The 25,625-nt window shown below is 66.3% G+C and carries 19 protein-coding genes and 1 tRNA gene; 12 read left to right on the plus strand and 8 right to left on the minus strand.

From position 1 onward, the window contains the following. Positions 1-276: 276 nt before the first annotated feature. From ACQPYR_RS11700 to ACQPYR_RS11715, 4 genes are all read left to right on the plus strand, one after another. Complete coding sequence (locus ACQPYR_RS11700) at positions 277-2,421, plus strand: VWA domain-containing protein (RefSeq protein WP_433635105.1); 2,145 nt, start codon at positions 277-279, stop codon at positions 2,419-2,421. A 291-nt stretch (positions 2,422-2,712) separates the two neighbouring features. Further along, entirely contained in the window at positions 2,713-3,327 is a 615-nt protein-coding gene (gene cobO / locus ACQPYR_RS11705) for a cob(I)yrinic acid a,c-diamide adenosyltransferase (RefSeq protein ID WP_433631035.1), read from the plus strand. 151 nt (positions 3,328-3,478) lie between these two features. Continuing rightward, on the plus strand, positions 3,479-5,059 hold the full coding sequence (locus ACQPYR_RS11710) for a cobyrinate a,c-diamide synthase (protein WP_433631038.1): 1,581 nt from the start codon (positions 3,479-3,481) through the stop codon (positions 5,057-5,059). Beyond that, the gene (locus ACQPYR_RS11715; RefSeq protein WP_433631040.1) at positions 5,046-5,561 is read left to right on the plus strand and encodes a cobalamin biosynthesis protein; all 516 of its coding nucleotides are present in this window, start codon (positions 5,046-5,048) and stop codon (positions 5,559-5,561) included. The genes ACQPYR_RS11710 and ACQPYR_RS11715 overlap by 14 nt, the downstream gene beginning before the upstream one ends. 6 nt (positions 5,562-5,567) lie before the next feature. Here ACQPYR_RS11715 and ACQPYR_RS11720 read toward each other — a convergent pair whose 3' ends face one another. The 3 genes from ACQPYR_RS11720 to ACQPYR_RS11730 form a co-directional block, all read right to left on the minus strand. Next, a complete protein-coding gene (locus tag ACQPYR_RS11720) occupies positions 5,568-6,782 on the minus strand; it encodes a cytochrome P450 family protein (protein WP_433631042.1) in 1,215 nt (404 codons plus the stop codon). A 351-nt stretch (positions 6,783-7,133) separates the two neighbouring features. Further along, a complete protein-coding gene (locus ACQPYR_RS11725; RefSeq protein ID WP_433631045.1) occupies positions 7,134-8,264 on the minus strand; it encodes a hypothetical protein in 1,131 nt (376 codons plus the stop codon). Positions 8,265-8,272: 8 nt separating this feature from the next. Further along, positions 8,273-9,403 carry a phosphotransferase family protein gene (locus ACQPYR_RS11730; protein WP_433631047.1) on the minus strand — a complete coding sequence of 377 codons (1,131 nt, stop codon included), beginning with the start codon at positions 9,401-9,403 and terminating at the stop codon, positions 8,273-8,275. A gap of 387 nt (positions 9,404-9,790) precedes the next feature. Here ACQPYR_RS11730 and ACQPYR_RS11735 point away from each other — a divergent pair, with 387 nt between their 5' ends. Further along, positions 9,791-11,104, plus strand: a complete 1,314-nt coding sequence (locus ACQPYR_RS11735) for a DoxX family protein (protein ID WP_433635106.1) — start codon at positions 9,791-9,793, stop codon at positions 11,102-11,104. A gap of 16 nt (positions 11,105-11,120) precedes the next feature. On the opposite strand, the gene ACQPYR_RS11740 is transcribed toward ACQPYR_RS11735, so the two are convergent. Further along, positions 11,121-11,573 carry a nucleoside deaminase gene (locus tag ACQPYR_RS11740; protein ID WP_433631050.1) on the minus strand — a complete coding sequence of 151 codons (453 nt, stop codon included), beginning with the start codon at positions 11,571-11,573 and terminating at the stop codon, positions 11,121-11,123. 212 nt (positions 11,574-11,785) lie between these two features. On the opposite strand from ACQPYR_RS11740, the gene cobA reads away from it, so the two are divergent. From cobA to ACQPYR_RS11755, 3 genes are all read left to right on the plus strand, one after another. After that, the gene (cobA, locus tag ACQPYR_RS11745; RefSeq protein ID WP_433635107.1) at positions 11,786-13,045 is read left to right on the plus strand and encodes a uroporphyrinogen-III C-methyltransferase; all 1,260 of its coding nucleotides are present in this window, start codon (positions 11,786-11,788) and stop codon (positions 13,043-13,045) included. Between the two features lie 128 nt (positions 13,046-13,173). Then, a complete protein-coding gene (locus tag ACQPYR_RS11750) occupies positions 13,174-14,724 on the plus strand; it encodes an MFS transporter (RefSeq protein WP_433631052.1) in 1,551 nt (516 codons plus the stop codon). Between the two features lie 2 nt (positions 14,725-14,726). After that, positions 14,727-16,208: an MFS transporter gene (locus ACQPYR_RS11755; protein ID WP_433631055.1), complete on the plus strand. Its 1,482-nt coding sequence runs from the start codon at positions 14,727-14,729 to the stop codon at positions 16,206-16,208. A gap of 19 nt (positions 16,209-16,227) precedes the next feature. Here ACQPYR_RS11755 and ACQPYR_RS11760 read toward each other — a convergent pair whose 3' ends face one another. Continuing rightward, positions 16,228-16,635, minus strand: coding sequence for a PPOX class F420-dependent oxidoreductase (locus tag ACQPYR_RS11760; protein WP_387288957.1), 408 nt, complete (start codon positions 16,633-16,635; stop codon positions 16,228-16,230). Positions 16,636-16,685: 50 nt separating this feature from the next. Continuing rightward, positions 16,686-18,302: a PucR family transcriptional regulator gene (locus tag ACQPYR_RS11765; protein WP_433631057.1), complete on the minus strand. Its 1,617-nt coding sequence runs from the start codon at positions 18,300-18,302 to the stop codon at positions 16,686-16,688. A 120-nt stretch (positions 18,303-18,422) separates the two neighbouring features. Here ACQPYR_RS11765 and ACQPYR_RS11770 point away from each other — a divergent pair, with 120 nt between their 5' ends. Then, positions 18,423-19,913 carry a CoA-acylating methylmalonate-semialdehyde dehydrogenase gene (locus tag ACQPYR_RS11770; RefSeq protein ID WP_433631060.1) on the plus strand — a complete coding sequence of 497 codons (1,491 nt, stop codon included), beginning with the start codon at positions 18,423-18,425 and terminating at the stop codon, positions 19,911-19,913. Between the two features lie 17 nt (positions 19,914-19,930). Continuing rightward, positions 19,931-21,298, plus strand: a complete 1,368-nt coding sequence (locus ACQPYR_RS11775; protein ID WP_433631063.1) for an aspartate aminotransferase family protein — start codon at positions 19,931-19,933, stop codon at positions 21,296-21,298. A gap of 94 nt (positions 21,299-21,392) precedes the next feature. Here the strand turns inward: ACQPYR_RS11775 and ACQPYR_RS11780 are convergent. Continuing rightward, positions 21,393-21,527 (minus strand) — tRNA-OTHER (locus tag ACQPYR_RS11780). 514 nt (positions 21,528-22,041) lie between these two features. Here ACQPYR_RS11780 and ACQPYR_RS11785 point away from each other — a divergent pair. After that, a complete protein-coding gene (locus ACQPYR_RS11785; protein WP_433631065.1) occupies positions 22,042-22,719 on the plus strand; it encodes an NADPH-dependent F420 reductase in 678 nt (225 codons plus the stop codon). Positions 22,720-23,146: 427 nt separating this feature from the next. Continuing rightward, the gene (locus tag ACQPYR_RS11790; RefSeq protein ID WP_433631067.1) at positions 23,147-23,992 is read left to right on the plus strand and encodes a hypothetical protein; all 846 of its coding nucleotides are present in this window, start codon (positions 23,147-23,149) and stop codon (positions 23,990-23,992) included. 862 nt (positions 23,993-24,854) lie between these two features. On the opposite strand, the gene yaaA is transcribed toward ACQPYR_RS11790, so the two are convergent. Beyond that, positions 24,855-25,601 (minus strand): peroxide stress protein YaaA, encoded by a 747-nt coding sequence (gene yaaA, locus ACQPYR_RS11795; RefSeq protein ID WP_433631070.1) that lies wholly within the window; start codon positions 25,599-25,601, stop codon positions 24,855-24,857. Positions 25,602-25,625: the final 24 nt, after the last annotated feature.

The following is a 25,625-nucleotide window of genomic DNA, read 5'->3' on the forward strand; positions in this document are numbered from 1 at the left end:
GAGACGGGCCGCGAACTCCTCGCTCGTAAGACTCGCTCCGTGGGGGTCGGTGATGGTGGGTCGTTCGGCACCTGATGTGCGCACCGACATTCGGAGTGTGCGCTGCGTTCGGTTCGACGAGACCGCCCGTGAGCGGGTTGCTCATGAGACTCGCTCCGTGGTGGTTGATCGAGTGGAAGGCCCGCTCTTTCCCCTGATGCGACTCTGGATGGTGTCCCGCAGTGGAGGGTGCTGGAGGGTGGGGGTGGTGGCGCTAATAGAGTCGGGGGCGTGTCGATGTCCCGTACCGAAACCGCGCCGCATGCCTCTTCGCTGACCGGGGCGCGTCCCGGTGCTGATGGTGATGCGGGCTTTCCGTTCTCGGCGGTGGTGGGGCAGGAGCGGTTGCAGCTGGCGTTGATCCTGTGTGCGGTGCATCCCGGGATCGGCGGCGTCTTGGTGCGCGGGGAGAAGGGAACCGCGAAATCGACTGTGGTGCGGGCGCTTGCGCAATTGCTGCCGCCCATCGTCGATGAGACGGGTGCGCGGCCGGCTCGGCTGGTCGAGTTGCCGGTGGGGGCCACAGAAGACCGAGTGGTCGGTTCCTTGGATCTGGAGCGGGTGCTGCGCGACGGCGAGCAGGCGTTCCGGCCCGGGCTGTTGGCGGCCGCGCATCACGGCGTGCTCTACGTCGACGAGGTGAATCTGCTGCACGACCACCTGGTGGACGTGCTGCTCGATGCCGCCGCGATGGGACGGGTGCATATCGAGCGCGATGGGGTCTCGCATTCGCATCCGGCGCGGTTCGTGCTGGTCGGCACCATGAATCCGGAGGAAGGCGAGTTGCGGCCGCAGCTGCTGGACCGGTTCGGGCTCACCGTCGATGTCACGGCATCGCGGAACGTGGACGTGCGGATGTCGGTGGTGCGGCGTCGGCTGGACTACGAGGCGGATCCGGCCGGATTCGCCGCACGCTATGCCGCGGCCGATCGAGAGGTGGCCGAGCGAATTCTCACCGCCCGCGAGCGGGTCGCGTCCGTCGCGCTCGATGATGTGGAGTTGCGGCGGATCGCCGCGCTATGTGCGTCATTCGATGTGGACGGGATGCGGGCAGACCTCGTGGTTGCCAGGACCGCCACCGCGCATGCGGCCTGGCGCGGGGCGGACGCGGTGGCCGAGGCGGATGTGCGGGTTGCGGCCGAGTTGGCATTGCCGCATCGGCGGCGGCGGGATCCGTTCGACGAGCCCGGGATCAGCGAAGAGCAGCTGGACGAGGCGATGCGTGCGGCGGGGGAAGAGGCAGAAAGGTCCAGCGAGCGTGCGGAATTGGAGCACGGTGCGGACGAGCTTGCAGGAGATGATCTCGACGGCCGGTCGAACGATGGGGGTTCGCGTGGTGGTCCGGACGGCCCCAGCGATGTCGACAGTGCGGGGAACAATGCGAACGATCGGGATGGTGGTCCCGCTAACGGTGGCTCGGATGATCGAGGCCCGGACGACGATCCGGATGGCGGTCCAGGCCCTGGCGGTCCGGGTGCACCAGCCCCTGACGGCGATGGATCGGATTCGCTGGGCGGCGGGCAGTCGCCGTCCGCGCGCGAGGGTCGTATCGGCGCTCCCGCGACATCCATTGTGACACCGCCGCGTTGGGAGGTGCCCGGCATCGGCGAGGGTGCGGCGGGCCGCCGTTCGCGCGCACAGACGAGGCAGGGACGCACGGTGCGGTCCAGTACCGATACCTCCGGCGGCCTGCACCTACTCGGCACCGTATTCGCCGCCGCACCGCACCAGCACTCCCGCGGCCGAGCCGACGGCCCGTTGAAACTGGCCGCCGAGGATCTGCGCGGTGCGTATCGCGAAGGGCGCGAAGGCAATCTGGTGGTATTCGTGGTCGATGCCTCCGGATCCATGGCGGCGCGCGACCGTCTGTCGGCGGTTACCGGCGCGGTCGTCGCTCTGCTGCGCGACGCCTACCAGCGTCGGGACAAGGTCGCCGTGATCACGCTGCGGGGCGTGGAAGCCGAACTCGTCCTGCCGCCGACCTCCTCGGTGGATATCGCGGTGCGACGCCTGTCCGGTATTCGCACAGGCGGCAAAACCCCACTCGCCGCAGGGCTTTTGAAGGCCCGCGAGGTCGTGCACCGCGAACGCGTCCGCGATCCGCGCCGCCGCCCGATGCTGGTCCTGCTCACCGACGGCCGTGCCACTGGCGGCGTCGATCCGGTGCCCCGCGCCCGCGCCGCCGCGAATCTGCTTGCCGTCGAGGCGATCACCTCGATCGTCGTGGATTGCGAACGCGGCATGGTCCGCCTTGGCCTCGCCGCCGACCTGGCCCGCACGCTCCGCGCAGGCTACCTCCAACTCGCCGAACTGACCGGCGACTCGGTCGCCGACGTCGTCCGCGCCGGATCCGGTCGCCTCGGTGTGACCCGAGCCGCCTGATCGTGGCGGATCTACCTACCGAACCCGTAGCCCGGCATTCGGCCTTTCGGCGCATGATCGCATCGGCATCGGCATCGGCATCTCGATCCGTCTCGCGTCATCACGGCGCGGACAAGGCTGGCCGGCGAACCTGTGCGGGGGACCCTCCGCGTCTTCGGTCGTCGATCGGCTCGGAATCACCGCCGGTCGGGTTGCTTGCACGCGAGCGCCTTGGGGGCCATTACTTTTCGCGAGTTCGGCCGCCGTGCGGTCGGATGGAAGTTCTGTTCGATGGGCTATCAAGGAGTTTCGATGCCTAAGGGTGTGCCGGAGACGGTTCCGGATGACGGGCTGACGACGCGGCAGCGGCGGAATTTGCCGGTGCTCGCGGTGCATACGGGGCCGGGGAAGGGGAAGTCGACGGCCGCGTTCGGGATGGCGTTGCGGGCGTGGAATCAGGGATTCGATATCGCGGTATTCCAGTTCGTCAAGAGTGCCAAGTGGAAGGTGGGGGAGGAGGCGGCATTTCGCACCCTCGGCCGCCTGCACGAGGAGACCGGTGTCGGTGGGCCGGTCGAATGGCACAAGATGGGCGAGGGGTGGTCGTGGACCCGCAAGCAGGGCACCGATGAGGACCATGCCGCCGCCGCACTGGCCGGGTGGCGCGAGATCGCGCGCAGGCTGCAGGCTGAGCAGCACCGCTTCTACGTTCTCGACGAATTCACCTACCCGCTCAAATGGGGTTGGGTCGATACCGACGAGGTAGTCGAAACTCTGCGCAACCGCCCAGGCAACCAACATGTGGTCATCACCGGCCGCGATGCCCCCGCAGCACTCTCGGATGCCGCCGACCTCGTCACCGAAATGACCAAAATCAAGCACCCCATGGACGCCGGCCGCAAGGGCCAACGAGGCATCGAATGGTGACCACACCCTCCGCGGAACCGCTCGAGAATGCACTGGTGGAGGCTGGTACTCGGGGTTTGCCTGCACCAGCGCATGGTGATCACCCGACGTACCGAAAGCCGGCGCGGGTCGGTATTCCGCGTTCGTGTGCCCGAGAAAGTGGGCGGCGGTCGTGAGCGCGGGGCAGGTTCCGGCGGTAGTGATCGCCGCGCCCGCTTCGGGCAGCGGGAAGACGACGTTGGCGACCAGTCTGATCGGGGCGCTGCGCCGGGCCGGGCATCGGGTGGCGCCATTCAAGGTGGGGCCGGACTATATCGATCCGGGGTATCACGGCCTGGCGGCTGGGCGGCCCGGTCGCAATCTCGATCCGGTGCTGGTCGGCGCGGATCGCGTTGTTCCGCTGTACCGCCACGGTGCCCAGGGGTGTGATCTGGCGGTGGTCGAGGGCGTAATGGGTCTGTTCGACGGCCGCATCGACGAGAACCACGCCGCACCGATCGCCGAGGGGTCGACCGCGCAGGTTGCCGGATTGCTCGGCGCCCCAGTGATTTTGGTCGTCGATGCCCGTGGCCACAGTCAGAGTCTCGCCGCTCTCCTGCACGGCTTCGCCACCTTCGACACCGCCATCAGCTTGGGCGGCGTCATCCTGAACCGCGTCGGGAGCGAGCGTCACGACCAGGTACTGCGCGCCGCCTGTGACCGAGTCGGCCTCCCGGTCCTCGGATCACTACCGCGCATGGCCGAACTCGAGGTCCCCTCCCGCCACCTCGGGCTCATCCCCGCAGTCGAACACGGCCACGCCGCCACCGCCGCCGTCGAAGCAATGACCGACCTCGTCGCCGCCCACGTCGATCTCGGCACCATCGCCCGCCTCGCCCGCTCGACCACCACCGCCCCAGCCTGGGATCCGGTAACCGCGGTCCGCGAATCCGAAGACTCGAGCACCGCGGCCGCGCCGAGCGTGGACGAAGCGATCGCCGCAGATGTGACCAGCGCGTTTGCGGGTGCCGCGAGTCATTCGAATGCCGAGGGTCGCAACAACACTGCCATTGCAGCTCCTGCAGGGGGCGGCGAGGGAGCGCGTTCAGCCGCAGAACGCGCGACGCCGGCGTTCGCAGGGGCCGGGCTCGATCCGGTAATTGCGATGGCTGGTGGGCCTGCGTTCACGTTCGGGTACGCGGAGCACCGGGAGTTGTTGGAGGCCGCAGGAGCGCGGGTTGTGGTCTTCGATCCGATGCGGGATGAACTGCCCACGGGGACAGCAGGTTTGGTATTGCCCGGCGGGTTTCCGGAGGAGCATGCGGCGGCACTGGCTGCCAATGATCGGCTGTTGGCGCAGGTCGCGGAGCACGCCGGGGCGGGCCTTCCAGTGCATGCCGAATGTGCCGGATTGCTCTATCTCAGCCGCTCGCTGGATGGCCATCCGATGGCGGGTGTGGTTGATGCGACAGCCGAATTCGGCCCCCGCTTGACCCTCGGCTATCGAGATGCCGTGGCACTGGCCGATTCCGCGCTATGGCGCGCGGGAGAACGGGTGCGCGGCCACGAATTCCACCGCACCCGCCTGGTCACCGCCGGCACCGATACCCCCGCCTGGGGCTGGCACTCCGCAGGCGACCGGATCCGCGAGGGCGCTCTCATCCACCGTGTCCACGCCTCCTACCTGCACACCCATCCCGCCGGAAACCCCGGAGCCACCAGCCGCTTCGTCGCGGCAGCCGCCGACTACGCCCGCACCCGTGCCGCCGGCTGACACGCCCGAGTTGCGCACCGCCGCACCGGTGATTCGGCCCAACTCGTTTGCGGCACAGCTTGATCCGGCCCTGGATCCGCACGATCCCGTGGCAGCGCTGTGCGATGCGACGGCAGCGCCGGCAGGATATCCGCGAGCGCCTGAACTGGTTGTCGGTCTCGGGTTCCGGTCGGGCACATCGACCGGACGGATTCTGAATGCGCTGCGAGAAGTGCTGGGCGACAAGCTTATTACCTGTCTCGCGACGATCGATCGACGCGCCGAGGAACTACGTGCTGCCGCCGACTGCCTGGGCGTCTCGGTCCGCACATTCACCGCGGCCGAGCTCGCCCAGGTCGACGTACCGAATCCCTCGGCACGCACCGATGACGCACTCGGCACCGCCAGCGTCGCCGAGGCGGCCGCGCTACTGGCCGCCGACGGTCCGCTCGTTATTCCCAAGCGGACCGTCGACGGAATAGTGATCGCGGCCGCGCTCACCCCGAAATCGCCACTGACATAACGAGCGTCAGGACACCTTTCCCAATTCGATCGGCAGGGACAACGGGCCGACGGTGAAGAACGACGGCGAGTAGGGAATATCGTCCGGATCGATGGTGAGCCGCAGATCCGGCAGCCGCCGGTAGAGGGAGGCGAGGGCGAGTCGGCTCTCCAATCGGGCGAGCGGTGCGCCGATGCAGTAGCGCGGTCCGTGTCCGAAGCCGAGATGTCCGGTCTGTTCGCGGGTGAGATCGAACTGGTTCGCGGTCGCGCCGTACTTCTCCGGATCGACCCCGGTCGCCTGATAGGCCACACCGACCGCATTCCCCTTGGGAATGGTCACACCGGCGATCGTCACATCGATCAGCGTGAACCGGTAGCTGGTCATCATCACCGAATGGCGGTACCGCAGCGTTTCCTCGACCACATCGGCCCAACGGTCTTCGGCCTTGGCCAATGCCAGCTGATCGGGGTCCCGGTGCAGTGCGACGACGGCGTGGCCGAGCAGATGCACCGTGGTCTCGTGACCGGCGATCAGCATCAGCCAGAGCACGCCGACCAATTCGTCGGTGGTGAGCCGATCGCCCGCATCGCGGGCCTGCACCAGATCCGAGGTCAGGTCGTCGCCGGGTTCCAACTGCTTGCGCTGCACCAATTCGTGCAGGAAAGCCCCGAGCTCGTTCTGGGTCGCGAATGCCACCTCCGGTGGGGTGGTGTGCGCCAACAGCGTGGAGGTCCATTTCCGCAGCCGCGGCCGGTCCGCATCTGGCACACCGAACAATTCGGCGATGACCGCCATCGGCAGCGCGTCGGTGAAGGCTGGTACCAGATCCACGCCGTCACCTGCGGCGATCACGTCGTCCAACAGGCCATCGATGAGCTCTTGGATGCGCGGTTCCATCGCCTGCACCCGTCGAGGTGAAAATCCCTTCCCGACCAGACCACGCAGCCGGCGGTGATCCTCACCATCCTTCGTCGACAGATGGTCGCCTTGGACGATGGCCCGTAGCGGCCAATCCTCCGGTATCGATCCGTCGTATAGCGCGGGCCAATGCTTCGGGTCCCTGGCGAAGGTCTTGTTGTCGCCGGCGAGGACTTCCGCAACGGCGTTGTGCGTCAACGCCAAATAGGCGGGCACGCCGCCCGGGAATTCCACCTCGACCACGGGCGCGGTCTGCTGTAGCCGGATGCAGGTGTCGAGCGGGCTTTCGTCGGCGGCGGGGAATGCGGGAAGACTTGTCATGATGACCCCTCGGGCGGTGCCGACCCGTTGGCACGGGTATGGACGATCGGTCGCTTACGCAACCAGACAAAGCTTCCGCCGAATCACCTTGTTCAGCAAGATGTTTCGCCGGTGGAGCGACATGGTGCCAGGCATCGGGCACATCCGCCGGCAGGACAGTTCTCAGTCGCGGGAAGCCCATCGATTCGGCATCGCTCCCTTGGACCAACGTGGTTTAGTGGGGTGATGGATATCCGAGGCGATCCATGGGGAAATGTGATCGGGTTGACCGACTACCGCAAACGTCCCGAGTTGGCACGGCCGACGAGCTGAATCCGGTGGGCACGCACGAGCACGTGCCCACCGAAAACCTCACGGCGCGACCGAACCCCAGTCGGCGAACCCGGTCGGATCGTGCCGCCCGAGACTTCCGTGTTCGAACAGGCCCCACCCCTCGGAATCCCCGCAGCGCGCGTGCGCCACATGATCGATGACCCCGAACGGGATGCGCCCCGCGATGGCCGGATCGGTCAGGTCGTAACTACTGCTCGAGGACCAGTCGCGACCCATCCATCGACCGTGCAACCAGTCCGGATCTCCACCGTATCCGCAGCCGACGTGCAGGGGGATATTGGTGACGGTCCGGACTTCGACCTCGAGCGGCTTACCGTCGGGGGTGATCATCTCCAGCCGTGCGCCGATGGGATGCCTTGTACCGGAACGATATTCGATGTGGTAGCGCGGCCACCCCAGCTGCTCGGTGCGACCGTCCGGGAAGATGCGGACGGCGTCGTTGAGGGTGCGCTTGCCGTCTGGTTCCTCCTGCAGTATCAGCACGATGGCGAAATCGTCGAAGCGCAGCGGCGCGTACATCCACCAGAATCCGCCGGACGGTTCGGCGGCGGCCCGGCCCGGCGGCTCGGGTTCGCCGACCGGGCGAATGCCCCAGGAGCGGTCTCTGGTGCCCATCCAGACGGCCGGGTCGACGCTGAGATCCGTGCCGTCGACGTGCAGCGTTCCCTCCCACGAGCCGACCTGTGCGAACCGGGTGGCCTGGATGATCGGGCGGTTGCCGTTGAGGATCAGATGCGGTTGTTCCTCGACGGTGGGGAAGGATCCGTGCCAGGTGAGGTCGAAGCCGAGGTCATCGTGCTCGCAGATCACCCGGATCCGCTGCAGCGGTTCCTGCACCTCGATGCGGTAGCCGCCGACACGCAGGTCGACGCCGCGATCGCCGAGCGCGTCGGAGAAGCGGACCGTGCGCTGGATGTCGCCACGTCGGACGCAGGCGTACGCGTCGATCACCCCGAGGTTCGGATACACCCCGCCGCCGGTGACGAAGAAGGTGCCGCCGTCGCGGTCGTGACCGTTGAAATAGCTTCTGTCGTAGAAGTTCCGGTCGCTGCTCGCGACTCGGGACATGGACAGGTGGGTCTGGTGGATGGGGTATTCGTCGAGGGGCGAGGGAGCGGAGCCTGCGGAGCGACCATTGGATACAGCCATGATTTCCTCTAATCCCATTCGTAGGTTCCGTCGAGCAGCGCCTCCAGGCTTGCTCGGTGCATCACGTAGTCGTCGCGATCGGGGGTGTCGGTGTCCTCGCCGAAGTGGATCATCCGGCGCTTGACCCTGGCCATCACGATCGCGTGCCGCAGCGCGGCGTACACGATGTAGAAGTCGAGATCCCGAACCGTATATCCGGTGTTCTCCTCGTATTTCGCGACGACATCCGCGCGCCGCAGGAAGTCCGGCAGTCCGGGCTGATCGAAGCGGGTGGCAAGGTCCTGGAAGAAGCGGTGAATGAAGATGACCCAGGCGATATCCAGTTCGCGCGGGCCGAGTCCGGCCATCTCCCAATCCAGTACACCGACCGGGGTGAAGCCGTCGTACAGAATGTTGCCCGGTCGCGAATCGCCCCAACTCAGTACGTCCGGACCTGGATCGGCGGGCCAGTGCGCGTCGAGCCAGTCGAAGGTTCGCTCGATCAGGGGAATCGGGTAGCCGTCGTCGGCCAATGCCCAGCGGTACCAGTTGCGGTGCCATTCGACATGTCGGCGCAGTGCCTGACCAGGACCGTCCAGCATCGGGAATCGCGTTGCCGGATCGGGGATTTCGTGTACCTTCGCAATGACCTCGACGGTCTTGGCGGTCAATTCCGCCCGCTCCTCGGGACTGGCGTCGAAGAGCCAGCCGATGAACACATACGGCGGATTGTCCGACGGCACCCGCCCATCGACGCGCCGCATCACGAAAAACTTTGTGCCGAGCGGCTTCTCGTCGGTCTCCAGCCAGCACAGCTCGGGGACCGGCACCGTCGAGGCGGCCGCGACCCCGGCCATGATCCGGTATTGCAGCTCCAGGTCGTAGTTCTCGAAGACCGGGAACGAGTCGGCCTCCGGTGTCATCCTGGCCACGAACGAACCACCGTCCGCGCGCCCGTCCACACTCCATTCGGCATCGAACAGCACCGTCGGACTCGACATCCCCGCACCCTGCGGCCGCGACAGCGCCGAAATCTTGGGCGGGTGATCCGCGTGGACCTTGCCGTCCAGCCACCGGGACAGGTCCTCGGCGAGGGTGTCGAGGTCCCGCGCGCTGACGGTCAACTGCCGTCGCGCGGTGGGATCGGGATCGTCGGCCATTCTTTGTCCTCCTGACGCATGTGCCTGCGGAAACTGTAACGCGTTCTAGTCGGTGCTTACCGCAGAAATTCGAAGAAATCGAGCGACCCTCACTGGGTGATATTCGGTATTGACAATCCACTGCACGAGGTGAGGGGTCATACTTCCGGCGGAGTCGCGTACACCGATGGATGGGGGTGGAATCGGGGTTTTCCTGGAAGCGGGCGGTTATTCCGCGCCGATACTGTCGGCTGAAGTGGAGTCGTGCGAGGGAGGGATTCGTGTGAGCGAGCGCCGGCGAGTGAACCATCGGCACAGGGCGCCTTCGCGCACGACGGAGCCGAGCGCCGGCGAGGCGCAGTCGTGAGCGCGGTCGGTGCGGAGGTTCTCGATCGGGAAGACAGCGTCATACCGTCCGAGCCGATCCGGTGGAATCCGTTGACCAGGATCGCTTTCCGGTTCTCCTTCGGCTATTTCGGACTGTTCTGCCTGCTGTTCACCCAGATTCCGTTCGCCTTCGCCGGGCTGCTCGCCGGATCGCTGTCCGACAGCGCGGTGCTCTGGGAATTTCGCGCCTTGCGCCCGATCATCGAGCCGACCGGACGACTGTTCTTCGATACCGATGTCGTGCTGCGCGAGGATTCGGGCAGCGGCGATCAATACTTCATCTGGACATTCGTTTTCTGTGTGCTGATCGCCGCCGCGGTGGCGACCCTTATCTGGACCGCGCTGGACCGGCGCAGGCCGAACTATGGGCAGCTTCAGGCCTGGTTCCTGCTCTTCATCCGGATGTGCCTGGGCGGGCAGATGCTGCTCTATGGCTTCGCCAAGGCGATTCCGACGCAGATGCCGCAGCCGGCGCTGGCGAAACTGTTGCAACCCTACGGTGAGTTCAGCCCCGCCTCGGTGTTGTGGAACCAGGTCGGGAGTTCACCCACCTACGAGATCCTGCTCGGCTGTGCCGAAGTGCTGGGCGGACTGCTGCTCTTCCTGCCGAGGACCGCGACGCTCGGCGCAATGCTGAGCCTGGTGAGCTTGGCGCAGGTTTTCGTGCTCAATATGACCTTCGATGTCCCGGTCAAGATCCTGGCCTTCCACCTCATGCTGCTGAGCATGGTGCTGCTCGCACCGCAGGCGCGGCGGTTGGCGAACGTGCTGGTGCTGAACCGGCCATCCGAACCCGCCACGCAACCGGACCCGTTCCGCGGCAACCGAACTCGCCGGATCGCGATCGCGCTGCAAGCCGCACTGGGCCTGTGGATGGCAGCGGGTTTCGTGCACACCGGCCTGAAGTACTGGAACGAAGGCGGCGGTGGCAGTCCGAAGCCGCCGCTGTACGGGATCTGGACGGTATCGGAATTCACCGAGGACGGTGTGCCGGTCCCTCCGCTGACCACCGACGAGACACGTTGGCAGCGAGTCGTTTTCGACGTAGCCGGTATGACCTACCAGAAGATGGACGGCACCCTGGTGCCCGCCGTCCCCTCCGTCGATACCGCCGCCCACAGGATCTCGGTGTCCACCCCGCCGGAGCAGCCGGACGCGCAACCCGCCCAGATCGCCGACTTCACCTTCGAACAGCCCGCGCCCGACCGTCTGAAGCTCAACGGGCAGCTGAACGGTCGGCCGGTGACCATTATCGTGCAGCAGGTCGATCTGAACAGCTTCCCGCTGCGCGGCCGTGGGTTCCACTGGGTGCAGGACTATCCGTACTTCCGCTGAAATCGTTTGTCCGACATCAATCCTCAGCTACCCCGATGTCCTCGTGCCAGAGCAACGGTTGCTCGACGATGAATTCGGTCATCAGGTCGACGCAGCGCTGGTCCTCGAGCACGGTCACCGCGACGCCGTGCTCGGCCAGCCAGTCATGCCCGCCGTAGAAGGTCTGTGCTTCCCCGATGATCACCGCGCCGATCCCGAACTGGCGCACCAGCCCGCTGCAGTACCAGCACGGTGACAGGGTGGTCACCATGATGGTCGAGCCGTAGTCGCGGCGGCGACCGGCATTGCGGAAGGCATCGGTTTCGGCATGCATGCTGGGATCGCCGGACTGCACCCGCCGGTTGTGCCCACGTCCGAGCAGGGTGCCATCGGCCGCGAACAGGGCCGCGCCGATCGGAATCCCGCCTTCGGCCCGGCCGCGCAGTGCCTCCTGGTATGCGACCTCGAGCAGTTGCTGTGCCTGTGTCATCGCTCCAACCCGCACCCCGGATCCGCCTGTGCGGCACCGCCCGTCGCGAGCCACCCGATCAGCGCTGCCGATACCGCCGCCCGACCCCAGCGATTCATGCGCAGAAGTATAGGGAGGCAGTCCGCGGTGGGTGATTGCCGGGCACGCGCACGCAGGACGTAGGCTCGAACATTGTGCCGAACACGTCAGTACCTATCGATGACCAGCCGGAAATCAACCCGGCCGACCGTCCCGCGAGTGATCCGAACTACCTGGTCGGGCTCGATCTCGATGGGCGGCGCGTTGTCGTAGTCGGCGGCGGGACGGTGGCGCAGCGCAGGCTCGGCCTATTGATCGCCTCCGGGGCGGACGTGCACGTCATCAGTCGCGAAGTCACCCCGGCTGTGGAGGGAATGGCTACGTCGGGGCAACTCACGCTGACATTGCGCGCCTATGCCGAGGGCGATCTGGACGGCGCCTGGTATGCGATCGCGTGCACCGACGAACCCGAGACCAATGCGGCGGTTGTCGAGGAGGCCACGCGGCGACGGATCTTCTGTGTGCGCGCCGACGTCGCGCGGCTGGGCACCGCGGTAACTCCGGCGACGGCTCGGCACGACGGCCTCACCCTCGGCGTGCTCGCCGGTGGTCAGCACCGGCGGTCCGCCGCCGTGCGCAATGCGCTGCTCGAGGCGCTGCAATCAGGTGTGGTGACCGATGATTCGACGCCGATCACCCCGGGTGTCGCGCTGGTCGGCGGCGGTCCCGGCGATCCGGATCTGATCACGGTGCGCGGCCGCCGCCTGCTGGCCCGCGCGAATCTCGTTGTCGCCGACCGGCTCGCACCGCCGGAGCTGCTCGCCGAACTCGGCCCGGACGTCGAGGTGATCGACGCGGCCAAGATTCCATACGGGCGGGCGATGGCACAGGAGGCGATCAATTCCGCGCTGATCGAAGGCGCCAAGGCGGGCAAGTTCGTGGTGCGGCTCAAGGGCGGCGACCCGTATGTGTTCGGGCGCGGGTACGAGGAGCTCGAGGCTTGCGTCGAGGAAGGCATTCCGGTGACCGTGGTCCCCGGCATCACCAGCCCCATCTCCGTCCCCGCCGCCGCGGGCATTCCGGTGACCCATCGCGGCGTCACCCATGAATTCGTGGTGGTCAGCGGCCACGTCGCACCCGACCATCCGGATTCCCTCGTCGACTGGCCCGCGCTGGCCCGCCTGCGCGGCACCATCGTGCTCATGATGGCGGTCGAGCGCATCGAACAATTCGCCACCGCTCTCATCGAGGGCGGCCGACCGGCTGACACCCCGACCACGGTGATCCAGGAGGGCACCCTGCGCACCCAACGCGTGCTGCGCGCGGACCTCGGCACTGTCGCCGCTCGCGTTCGCGAAGAAGCCATCCGCCCGCCCGCGATCGTTGTGATCGGCCCCACAGCGGGCTTCTCCACCGAATCCGCCGCACCGCGAGTCGAGTCCTCCGCCGGGTAATGCCGCACAACCGCTGGACTCCCGCAACTGGAAGGTCTCACAACCGCCCAGTGACTTTCGCTATGACTAGATGAATCGCACCCGCGGGAGCGGAGACCCGGGTTCCGGATCAATTACAGTGGCTCACCGTGCTCGATAACCCCCCTGCGAAGACGCAGTACCCGGTGACGCAGCGGGCCTTCGGGCTCGCCATTCTCGTGCTGAGCGGGCTGCAGCTGATGGTTGTGCTCGACGGCACCGTGGTCATCTTCGCGCTGCCCCGACTGCAGGAGGAGATGGGCATGTCCAGCGCGGGCGGCGCGTGGACGGTGACCTCCTACGGTCTGACCTTCGCGGGACTGATGCTGCTCGGCGGGCGACTCGGGGATGCGTTCGGTCGCAAACGCATGCTGGTCCTGGGCGTCGGCATGTTCACCATCGCCTCGCTGCTGTGCGGGTTGGCGCAGGGCCAGGCCATGTTGATCGCGGCCCGAGCCGTGCAGGGCGCGGGCGCGGCGATTGCGGCGCCGACTGCATTCGCCCTGGTGGCAACCACTTTCGCGCCGGGAAAGGCGCGTAACCAGGCCATTGCGATCGTCGGCTCGATGGTCGGTATCGGCTCGGTCGGCGGTCTGGTGGTCGGTGGTGCGCTGACTCAGCTGTCCTGGCGGTGGATCTTCCTGATCAATGTGCCCATCGGTGTATTGATCATTCTCGGTGCGCTGTCCCAGCTCGCGGATACCGAACACCACCGATCGCCACTGGATATACGCGGCGCGGTACTCGGCACCGTGGCCTGCGCGTCGATCGTGTTCGGTGCGACGGAGGGGCCCGAGTTGGGCTGGGGGAGTCCGGCGGTTATCGGCGCGCTGGTGGCGGGTGCGGTGCTGCTGATCGTCTTCGTGGTCGTCGAACGCACCGTCGATGATCCGCTGCTGCCGTGGTCGCTGTTCGACAGCCGCGATCGGGTCACCACCTTCATGCTGATCTTCCTGGCCGGCGGCGTTCTCGGTGCGATGACGTTCTTCGTCGCGCAGTTCCTGCAGAATGTGCTCGGCTACGGACCGCTGATCGCGGGTATCGCTTCGATCCCGTTCACGATCGGTATCGGCATCGGCGGCGCGGTGGCCTCCAAGGCGGCGCTGTTCGTCGCACCGCGCTGGTTGGTGTGTGGCGCGGCATTCGTCCTGGCCGCCGGACTGCTGGTCGGCTCGCAGCTCGACGGCGGCGTGAATTACCTGACCACCCTGCTGCCGCTGTTGATAGTGATCGGCTTCGGTGTCGGCGTGGCAATGGTGCTCGCGCCGCTGTGCGTGCTCGTCGGGGTGCCTGCGTCCGATATCGGTCCGCTGTCCGCGGTGGGGCAGATGTTCATGAATCTCGCGACGCCGGTATTCATCGGTCTGCTCACTCCCATCGCGGCATCGCGCACCATGTCGATGGGCGGGCGCACCGGTAAGGCGGCCGATATGAACGAGGCCGAGATCTTCGCGCTCGGCAGCGGATACACGCTGGTGCTCGCGGTCTGCTCGCTGGTCGCGGTGCTGGCGGGCTTCATCGCGCTGACATTGCGCTATACGCCCAGACAACTGGCCGAGGCACAGCACGCGCAAGAAGAATCGCAGCGGACCGGCTCCATGCCGGTGGTGCCACGGACGGGGCCGCTACCTGTCATCCGTCGCTCTGACTACAGTGGCTGACTGTGCCAGACAATCCCGCCACGACGCCGTATCCGGTGACGCGGCGGGCCTTCGGCCTGGCGATCCTGGTGCTGAGCGGGCTGCAATTGATGGTCGTCCTCGACGGCACGGTGGTGATTCTCGCCCTGCCCCGACTACAGGACGAACTGGGTCTATCGAGCTCCGGTAGCGCCTGGATGGTCACCGCCTACGGTCTGCCGTTCGCGGGTCTGATGCTGCTCGGCGGCCGGATCGGCGACTCCTTCGGCCGCAAACGCATGTTCATCGTCGGCGTCGCACTGTTCACACTGGCCTCGCTGCTGTGCGGACTCGCGCAGAACGAGGGCATGCTGATCGCGGCCCGCGCGATCCAGGGCACCGGCGCCGCGCTCGCCGCTCCGACCGCACTCGCCCTGGTCGCGACCACTTTCGCGCCCGGCCGGGTGCGCAATCAGGCGATCGCGATCTTCGGCTCCATGATGGCCGTCGGCTCGGTCGGCGGACTGGTGATCGGCGGCGCGCTCACCGAGGTGAGCTGGCGCTGGATCTTCCTGATCAATGTGCCGATCGGTGCGTTGATCCTCACGGGCGCGGTGCTGCGGCTGCGCGACACCACTCCCCACCGACTACCCCTGGACGTGCGCGGGGCCGTACTCGGCACCCTCGCCGTCGCGTCCCTGGTGTTCGGCGCGACCGAAGCGCCCGAATTCGGCTGGGACAGTCCGGTCATCATCGGTTCGATTGCCGCCGGTCTGGTGTTGTTGGTCGTCTTCGTGCTAGCTGAACGCTGGGTGGACAACCCGCTGCTGCCCTGGTCGCTATTCGATAAGCGCGATCGGGTCGCCACCTTCGGCGCTATCTTCCTGGCCAGCGGAGTGCTGGCCGCGACAACCTATTTCGCGGGATTGTTCGTGCAGAATGTCGTCGGCTACAGCCCGCTGGTCGCCGGGGTCGCATTCATCCCGTTCACCATCGGCGCTGGTATGGGCACCGCCACGGCTTCGCAACTGGCGATGACGGTCGCGCCGCGCTGGCTGTTGAGCGGTGCCGCGGCGATTCTCGTCGTCGGACTGCTGTTCGGCTCGACGCTCGAACGGGGCGTACCGTACTGGCCGACCCTGGTGGGGCTGTTCATCATGATCGGATTCGGCATCGGTATGGCCGTGGTGATCGTCCCGCTGTGCGTATTGGTTGGTGTCGCGCCGAAGAATATCGGCCCGCTGACCGCGGTCGGCCAGATGTTCATGAACCTCGGCACACCCGTCGCGATCGGTCTGCTCGCGCCGGTCGCCGCATCCCGCACGGTGTCGCTCGGCGGGCGAACGGGTAAGCCAGCCGGTATGACGCCCGCGGAGCTGGATGCGCTCGGAAGTGGTTACACGCTGGTGCTTTTCGTCACCGCCTTCGGCGCACTGCTGGTGGGGCTGGTGGCACTGACATTGCGCTACACCGCGGCCGAGGTCGGTCAAGCGCAGCACGCAAGGGAAGAGGCCGGGCAGAGTTGAGCCCCGCCCGGCCGTGAGCTCACAGTCGACCGGCGACCTTGCGCGGGGTCACCCGCACGATTACCCGGGGTCCGTCATTGACGGAGGCGGGGTTGAATTCGACGTACGGCAGCCCGGTGTAGTGGTGCGACAGCTTGTCCGGCAGCGTCTTGTCGGGATCGGGGGTGATCGTGGCGGTGCCGCGAATCTCCGCGTACGCGTACGGATTATCCGGCGGATTGATCATCACCGTGATCCGCGGATCACGGGCGAGATTCTTGCCCTGCTGCCGATCCACCGTCGTGGAGAACAGCAGATCGTCGCCATCACGCTCGAGCCAGATGACGGTCAAATGGGGTTGCCCGTTCGGTCCGATCGTCGCCGCGGTCGCGAAGACCTTCGACTCGTCCAGGTACTTCTTCAATTCCTCGGAGAGCACAGCTGTCATGCGTCGAGGAAACGATTGCCGACTCCAGAACATTCCCGATCCGGTCGAAATCACCTGTCGGTCCTGGAGTTCGAGTCGGCGGTCAGATCGCGAATGAGCAGTGCGGTATGCAGTGAGGTCCGGGATTCCCCGTCCTCGAGGTCGACGTCGAGAATCCGCTCGATGCGGGCGAGCCGGTCGTAGAGGGTCGGTCTGCTGATATTGAGCCGCTTGGCGAGTTCGGTCTTATTGCCCGCGACGTCGAGAAACTGTCGCAACGTGCGGGTCAGATCGGCCGCATGCCGAATGTCGTAGCGCAGCAACGCACTCAGCTCCGTTTCGGCGAAGCTCTGCACGCCGGGTTCATCGCGGATCAGCGAGAGCAGTCCGCGCAACCGGATATCGCCGCTGCGATAGAACGGTCGCGGCCGATCGGATGCCGCGTCCAGCGATAACGCGATTTCGGCGATGTGCGCCGCCTGCGCCAATTCGCGTGCGGTGTCGAGCAGTGAATCCGCTTGCGCGCCAACGCCTATGACCACACGCCGCACCCCCTCCACCCGCCGCACCTCGGCGATGATCGCCGAGCACACGGTGCGGAGCGTGTCATCGAGATCGGCGCTGCGCGGGATCGCGAGCACCATGCCGACGCGGTCGCCGTGCTCGGCCGCGGTCAATGCGGTGGCCTTCGACAGTCCGAGACCGTGGGTGACCGCGTCGAGCACGCCCGCGCTGCGGCGCTGCCTGGCGACCTGATCGGATTCGGCAAGGGCGGCAACGTCGATCGCGAGCGGAACGTAGTGCGCGCGGCGGGTCAACAGGCCCAATGCGGCCGCCCTGGCCTGCGCATCGCGTTCGTCGAGGACGCGACCGTTGACCATATCGTCGATGAGTCCGGTCTGCGCTTGGCGATGCAGGCCGAAGCGATCCTTATCGATCATCCGATGCAGCGTCAGCGTCTGTGCGGCACGCTCGAGCACCATGCGGGCGCGCGGCGTCGCCAGGCCGCTCGAACGCAGGATCAACCGACCCCAGCGCTGGGTATGCGGGCCGACCTGCACCACATCCCAGCCCTCGGGCAGCAGTCGCGAGGTGGTCTCCCAGTTCTCCAGAATCGCCGAGGTGCTGGTGTGCCGGGCGGTCAGCGCCAGCACCCGGTGTGCCAGATCTTCCAGTACGACCGAGGAATCGAGCATGTCCGCGGCCGTCTCGACGATTTCGGCCAGCGCGGCGCGGCGCACGCTGAGCTCGGTGAACGTCTCGTGCACGGTACGCGCGAATTCGAGTTCGGCGTACTGGTCGGCCACGATCACCCGGTGCACCGCCTCGGTGATCTCCACGAAGCGGGTGACGCGATGCAGCGCGATGACCGGGAGTCCGAGGGCGTCGGCGGTCTCGGCGACGATCGGCGATAATCGCGGCACGGCCTCGCCGAGCTCGATGACCAGTCCGGCGACCCCCGCGGCGGCCAGCGAATTCAGATACGTGACCGTCGACTCGTCGCTGCCGGTCAATGCCAAGCCCGTAGTCAGCATCAGCTCGCCGCCGACCAGCAATTCGGCGACCTCCGGCAGATCGCTGACGTGCACCCACCGCACCGGCCGATCCAGCGCCGCCGCACCGACGACCGCTGGCTCGCCCGCCCGCACAACCGGCATTGCCAGCACATCGGCGACAGAAAGCAGCATCCTACAAATCGTAATAGGAAATCCGAAATCGCATACAGAACGTCGGGCCGAAATCGGGCATCGATGGTGCAGAGTCGAAACCACGACACCATCCGGAGTTCGGGATCGAATCGAGGAGATATGCAGACAATCGCGCACTGGCTCGACGGCAAACCCTTCGCGGGCACGAGCTCGGCGACCGCGCCGGTGACGAATCCGGCGACCGGGGTGGTGACCGGGCAGGTAGCGCTGGCCGGTGTCGAGGATGCCAGGGCGGTGATCGCATCGGCGACGGCGACGTTCCCGGAATGGCGCGACACCTCGCTGGCGCGACGCACACAGATCCTGTTCCGGTTCCGCGAACTGCTCAACGAGCGTAAGGAAGAACTCGCCAAGCTGATCACCGCCGAACACGGCAAGGTGCACTCCGATGCGCTCGGCGAAGTGAACCGCGGTCTCGAAGTGGTCGAATTCGCCTGTGGTGTACCGCATTTGATCAAGGGTGGCTTCACCGAGAACGCCTCGACGAAGGTGGACATCTTCTCGATCCGCCAGCCGCTGGGCCCGGTCGCGGTGATATCACCGTTCAACTTTCCGGCGATGGTGCCGATGTGGTTCTTCCCGATCGCGATCGCCGCCGGGAATACCGTGGTGCTCAAGCCGAGCGAGAAGGATCCGTCATCATCGCTGTGGCTGGCCGAGCTGTGGCACGAAGCCGGTTTGCCCGCCGGGGTTTTCAATGTGCTGCAGGGCGATAAGGTCGCGGTCGACGAACTGCTCGACAACCCGCATATCAAGGCCGTCTCGTTCGTCGGCTCCACACCCGTCGCGAAGTACGTCTACCAGCGCGGCACCGCCGCCGGTAAGCGCGTGCAGGCGCTCGGCGGCGCGAAGAACCACATGGTGGTGCTGCCCGATGCCGATCTGGATCTGGCCGCCGATGCCGCGGTGAATGCCGGATTCGGTTCCGCCGGAGAGCGCTGCATGGCGATCAGTGTGGTGCTGGCGGTCGGTGCGGTCGGCGACGAACTGGTCGCCAAGATCGCCGAGCGCGCGAAGACCATCAAGACCGGTGACGGCACCCGCGATACCGATATGGGTCCGCTGGTGACCCGCGAGCATCGCGATCGCGTCGCCGCTTATATCGATGCGGGCGAATCCGCCGGTGCCAGTGTCGTTCTCGACGGCCGCGGCGTCGAAGCCGATGGTGAAGCGGATGGATTCTGGCTCGGCCCGACGATTCTCGATCATGTGGGCACCGAGATGAGCGTCTATACCGACGAAATCTTCGGCCCGGTCCTGTCGGTCGTGCGCGTCGACGGCTACGACGAGGCGCTGGCACTGGTCAACGACAATCCCTATGGCAACGGGACCGCCATCTTCACAAATGACGGTGGTGCGGCCCGGCGCTTCCACAATGAGGTGGAGGTCGGCATGGTCGGCATCAATGTGCCGATCCCGGTTCCGATGGCCTACTACAGCTTCGGCGGCTGGAAGAATTCGCTGTTCGGCGATTCCCATGCACACGGCATCGAGGGCGTGCATTTCTTCACCCGCGGTAAGGCCGTCACGACGCGTTGGCTCGATCCGAGCCACGGCGGTCTCGAGCTCGGATTCCCGCAGAACAAGTAGCTACGCAGGAGAATTCGATGACCCTCCCGAATGGATCGGCACCCGAACTCGCCCGGCAGGCCGCCGACCGCGCCTACGAGCTCGACCGCCGCCATGTATTCCACTCGTGGTCCGCGCAGGCGCACCGGACGCCGATGACCATTACGGCCGCCCAGGGCTGCTACCTATGGGACGCCGACGGTAATCGGCTGCTCGATTTCTCGTCGCAGATGGTGAACACCAATATCGGTCACCAGCATCCGAAAGTCGTTGCCGCGGTGCAGGAACAGGCCGCAAAGCTGTGCACCGTCGCACCGCAGCACGTCAACGATGCTCGCTCCGAGGCCGCCCGGCTGATCGCCGAGCGAACCCCGGGCGAACTCGACAAGATCTTCTTCACCAATGGCGGCGCCGATGCTGTAGAACACGCGGTCCGGCTGGCGCGTCTGCATACCGGCCGCTACAAGGTGCTTTCGCGCTACCGGTCCTACCACGGCGGCACCGAGACCGCGATCAATCTCACCGGCGACCCGCGGCGCTGGCCCAACGACCACGGCAACAGCGGCGTCGTCCATTTCTTCGGTCCGTTCCTGTATCGCTCGCAATTCCATGCGAGCACCGAAACCGAGGAAGCCGAAAGGGCTTTGGCGCATCTCGAACAGACAATTGTGTTCGAGGGACCGGACACGATTGCCGCCATAGTGCTCGAATCCATCCCCGGCACAGCGGGAATCATGGTTCCGCCGCCCGGGTATATGGTGGGTGTCCGGGCGCTGTGCGACAAATACGGCATCGTCTTCATCGCCGATGAGGTGATGTCGGGGTTCGGGCGCACCGGAAAGTGGTTCGCCATAGAGCATTTCGAGGACGTCGTCCCCGACCTGCTGACCTTCGCCAAAGGGGTGAACTCCGGTTATGTGCCGCTCGGCGGTGTCGCGATCAGTCCCGCCATCGCGGCGACCTTCGATGATCGTCCGTACCCTGGCGGGCTGACCTATTCAGGCCATCCGTTGGCTACGGCCGCGGCGGTCGCGACCATCAACGCGATGCGGGACGAGCGCATCGTGGAGAACGCCGCCGATATCGGCATCCGTGTCCTCGGACCCGGCCTGCGCGAACTTGCCGAACGCCACCCCAGCATCGGTGATGTGCGCGGGGCGGGTGTGTTCTGGGCACTGGAACTGGTGCAGGACAAGCGAACTCGTGCGCCGCTGGCGCCCTATGGGGGGACCAGCGCGGCCATGAACGAAACGGTTGCCGCGGCCAAGGCGGCGGGCCTGCTGCTGTTCGTCAACTTCAACCGACTGCATGTGGTTCCGCCGTGCATCATCGACGAGGCCGAGGCCAAGGAAGGTTTGGACATTCTCGACCGTGCACTGGTGCTCGCCGACGAGCACACACTCTGACCTGTTCCTTGGTGCCACCCGAATTCGCGCACCGGGTCGGCGGGATCGGATCAATCTGATACGACGTGTCATACGATTAGACCATCTTCCATTGTGGCTGGAAGAACAGGATTTGAACCCGTATCTCGTCGCGATTGTGTCCTTCCTCGTGATCGGGTGTTCGGCGGCGAATACTCAATCTGGAGCGAGAGTCTGAGATTCCGGCTGCCTCTACCGCTTGGGCTATCCGGGCCCGTGCCCGGGGCGGGATTCGAACCCGCACTGTCACCGTGTCTTCAGGCTTACCTTCAGTTCGAGTTTGCGCTCTTGCGCTTCGCCCGCACGCGGCGAGTTTCGCGGGCCGAACGACACAAACGCATCGATGTGGTCGGGGAGCGCTGGTTGCAGGGACCGGGGGTGTCGATCTGGCGCGTCGCTATCGTGAGTCGCATCGGCGGTGGTACGCCATTGATCATCGGCTGCGATGAGGTGGGGCACAGGCGATCTCGCATTGCACTGATGCGCAGCCGCTCCGTCCAGCGAACTCGTCTTGCGCGCCTTCCGCACCCGGCTTCACCACCAGATCCGACCACCGCCGACCGAGGCGATCGCGGTTGTCGCTGTCGAGGTGGTGCGGACCGGGGCGACGGCTCTGTTGACTCGTATGCCGACTCTCCTGGCGGATCAGCCGAACGTTGTGATCGACATCTGCTGCTAGGGGCGGGTGCGGGAACATTCGCGACGCCGCCTCGGTTGGGTGGGGCATGACAACGCTTGGATTGATCGGTAGCGGGAATATCGGCGGCACGCTGGCGCGGTTGGCCGTCGCGGCCGGACTCGATGTCGTGGTCAGTAATTCACGTGGCCCGGAAACGCTGGCGGAGCTGGTGGCCGAGCTCGGGCCGCGGGCGCGCGCCGCCACCGCCGCGGAGGCGGCCGCGGCCGGTGACATCGTCGTGGTCACGGTGCCGTTGAAGAACTACCGGCAGGTCCCGGTGCAGCCGCTGGCAGGCAAGGTCGTCATCGACACCAACAACTACTACCCGGACCGCGACGGCACCTTCCCCGAACTCGAGGACGGCACCACCACCAGCAGTGAGCTGCTGCAACGCCACCTGCCGACCTCGAAGGTCGTCAAAGCGTTCAACAACATCTTCTACCCCCACCTGGCCGCCCTCGCCCGCGTCGCCGACTCGCCCGACCGCTCGGCCCTCCCCATCGCAGGCGACGACGCCGACGCGAAAAAGGCTGTCGCCGAACTACTCGACACCCTCGGCTACGACATAGTCGACGCCGGCGCCCTGAACGAGAGCTGGCGCTCGCAGGTGAATACCCCCGTCTACGGCGACCCCTACGCCGAAGCCCTCCCCTTCTGGGAGCACCCCGCCACTTCCGCCCCCGCCGAAAAGATCCGCACCGCCCTCGCGGCCGCCCAGCGCTGAAATCGCAGGACAGCACCGCGCCGAATGCGCACCCACCGACGTGGCGCATATCCGGTGAGCGCCGCGCACAAGTTGCAACTCGTGCGCGGCGCTCACCGGATATGCGCCATCTGTATGTCACGACCTCGCGCCCATTGTGGGCTGGGGCATCGCAGGATGGTGCTCACTGGAGCCTGGTAGGTCGTAGGTGGCGGCTCAGATGGTCTGTGTGGCATGGAGTTATGCACAGGGCGCGAGTTGTCCACAATCCGTGGATTGGGGCTTTCGGCTGGATGGGGTTGGTCGAGAACATCGGGGAGTGGACGTACCTCGAACTATTTCTCGGCGGACTGCGCTGGAAGCAGGATTCACCGGACGTGAGCTGAGCAGGCGACCTTGGCAGCGGGTGTGTCGGGGGCAGTACGTGAGCGCAGTCGATATCGGCGAAATGAGTACTGCACAACGGCATCTGGTGCTGACCGGTGCTGTCGCCGCCGGCTCCAGCTCAGCTGCCGTCGTCAGTCATGTCTCTGCGGCTGTCGTGCACGGTCTGCCGGTGTGGTCGATTCCGTTGGCGCGGGCTCACTTGACCCGCAATCGAAGAACCGGGGCGCGCACGGGTAGGCGGGTCATGATGCACGCCGCGTCCATCGAGTCGGACGAGGTGGTGCAGATCGGCGATCTGCGGGTCACGACAGTAGGGCGCACGATCGTCGACCTCGCCAGAACCGTGCCCTTCGAACAAGCTGTCGTCGTGGGTGATGCCGCACTGCGCCTCGGGCGCACCGGCCGTGCCGAACTGGCAGAACAGCTGGTGCGGGCGAACGGCTGGCCGGGCTGCCCGGCCGCGCGCCGAGTCGTCGACTTCCTCGACGGTCGCGCCGAGAGTCCCGGCGAATCGCGCAGTCGAGTCGTTCTGCGCACCGCCGGACTGCCCGTACCGGAGCTGCAGTCGACCGTCCTGGACAGCGACGGCGGATTCGTCGCTCGGGTCGACTTCTTGTTCCCGACACTGGGCGTCATCGGCGAATTCGATGGAATGGTCAGGTACCGCAGGAACTTCCGGCACGGATCACCGGAATCCACAGTGGTCGCCGAGAAGCTCCGCGAGGACGCTCTGCGTGTCCTCGGCTGGGCCGTCGTCCGCTGGACCTGGCCCGACCTGGACACCCCCGACCGTTTGCTGACCCGCCTGACCCGAGCCGCCGCCTTCGCCCACCGCACTCCTAGATCCGGCACCTGGCACCCCGCCGACCACGAATGCCCAGCCGCAACTCACCGACGTCCGAAGTGAATTGCTCGCACCGAGCCAGTGCATGCCGCACACAAGTTGCGGAGCCTGTTGCCGAATTGTGGGTGCTGGTCGTGTTGGTTGGTGTGGTGATCGTGGTCGCGGGCCATCGGCCCGCCGACCACGATCAGGTGGCTGGTGCGGTGGCTTGGTGGATGAGGTAGCGCAGGATGTTGGTGGCGGTGGCGGCGAGTTTGAGTTCCGCAGTGCAGGCGGGCGGCCGGCGCTCCCTCTGAGCGAGTGGAGTGCGCGCACCGAGCCAGTGCGCGCCGCACATATGTTGCGACCTCTGTGCGGCGTGCACTGGTCATGTGCAGCTGCGGTTCGGTTGCAGGTGATGCCGTTGACGCGGCCGCAGCGTCTTTGCGGGCGATCCAGTGCTAGCGGACCCTCACCCTTCGCCCGGCGGGCGTAGGTAAGCGAGTGGAGTGCGCGCACAGAGCTAGTGTGCGTCGCACATATGTTGCGACCTCTGTGCGGCGTGCACTGGTCATGTGCAGCTGCGGTTCGGTTGCAGGTGATGCCGTTGAGCCATGCCGCAGCATCGATACGGTCGATCCAGGACCTCACCCCTTGCGCGCCCGGCGAGCGTAGGTGAGCGAGTGGAGTGCTCGCACAGGGCTAGTGTGCGCCGCACGCAAGTTGCGACCTCTGTGCGGCGTGCACTGGTCATGTGCAGCCGCACGTCGGTTGCAGGTGATGCCGTTGAGGCATGCCGCAGCATCGATACGGTCGATCCAGGACCTCACCCCTTGCGCGCCCGGCGAGCGTAGGTGAGCGAGTGGAGTGCTCGCACAGGGCTAGTGTGCGCCGCACGCAAGATGCGATCTCTGTGAGAGGTGCACTGGTCATGTGCCGTCGTACCTCAGCTGGTGATGATGAGGAGTTCGGTGGGGGAGGCTATTTCGGCGCGGAGGCCGGATTTGGTGGCGATGCGGGCTACGGCGCGGATGTCGGTGGGGTCGGCACGGGTGAGGACGAGGGCGCGGGCGAGTAAACCCTTGTGGTGTTTGTTGAAGTGGCTCACCACGGTTCGTGAGCCGTCTGGATGTTCGGTGAGCACATTGGCGGTGATGGCGTCTGGGATGCGGCCGAGCTGCTGGTAGGTGCCCGAGCGCAGGTCGATGACGAGTTCACCGGAGGCCTCGGCGACCAGCGCGTCGGGCAGGACATCACGCCAGATGGCGGAAAGCGTCGAGAGGCCGGGAAGTTTGGCACCGCCGGACAGTCGGTAGGCGGGGATGAGGTCATCGGCGCGGACGGCGCCGAACAGGGCGGAGCCGATGCCGAGGCGGGCATAGGCCTTGGCGCGTTGGACCTTGGTGAAGGAGCGGGCATCGAGGGCGTCGTAGAGCACGCCGGTGTAGCGCTCGAGTGCGGGCCGGGTGGCTGACGTGCGCAGCGTCGCATTGCGCGCGATCTCGGTATCAGCCCCCTTGCCGAGGCCGAGCACCGCGCGCGAAGCGTCTGGGTCGGCGGCCAGCTTGACGACCTCGTCGATGAGCCGGTCGCGCACCGCCGTGAGCTGCGGCATCGCCAGCGACTCCAGCTCCAGCGGCACATCGGTTCCGCCATCGGACTTGGTTTCGGAAGGGGGCAGCAGCACCAGCACGAGTGGATAGGGTACCGCGTGAGC

The sequence above is a fragment of the Nocardia sp. CA-120079 genome (assembly GCF_050955745.1).
Classification (GTDB): Bacteria; Actinomycetota; Actinomycetes; order Mycobacteriales; family Mycobacteriaceae; genus Nocardia.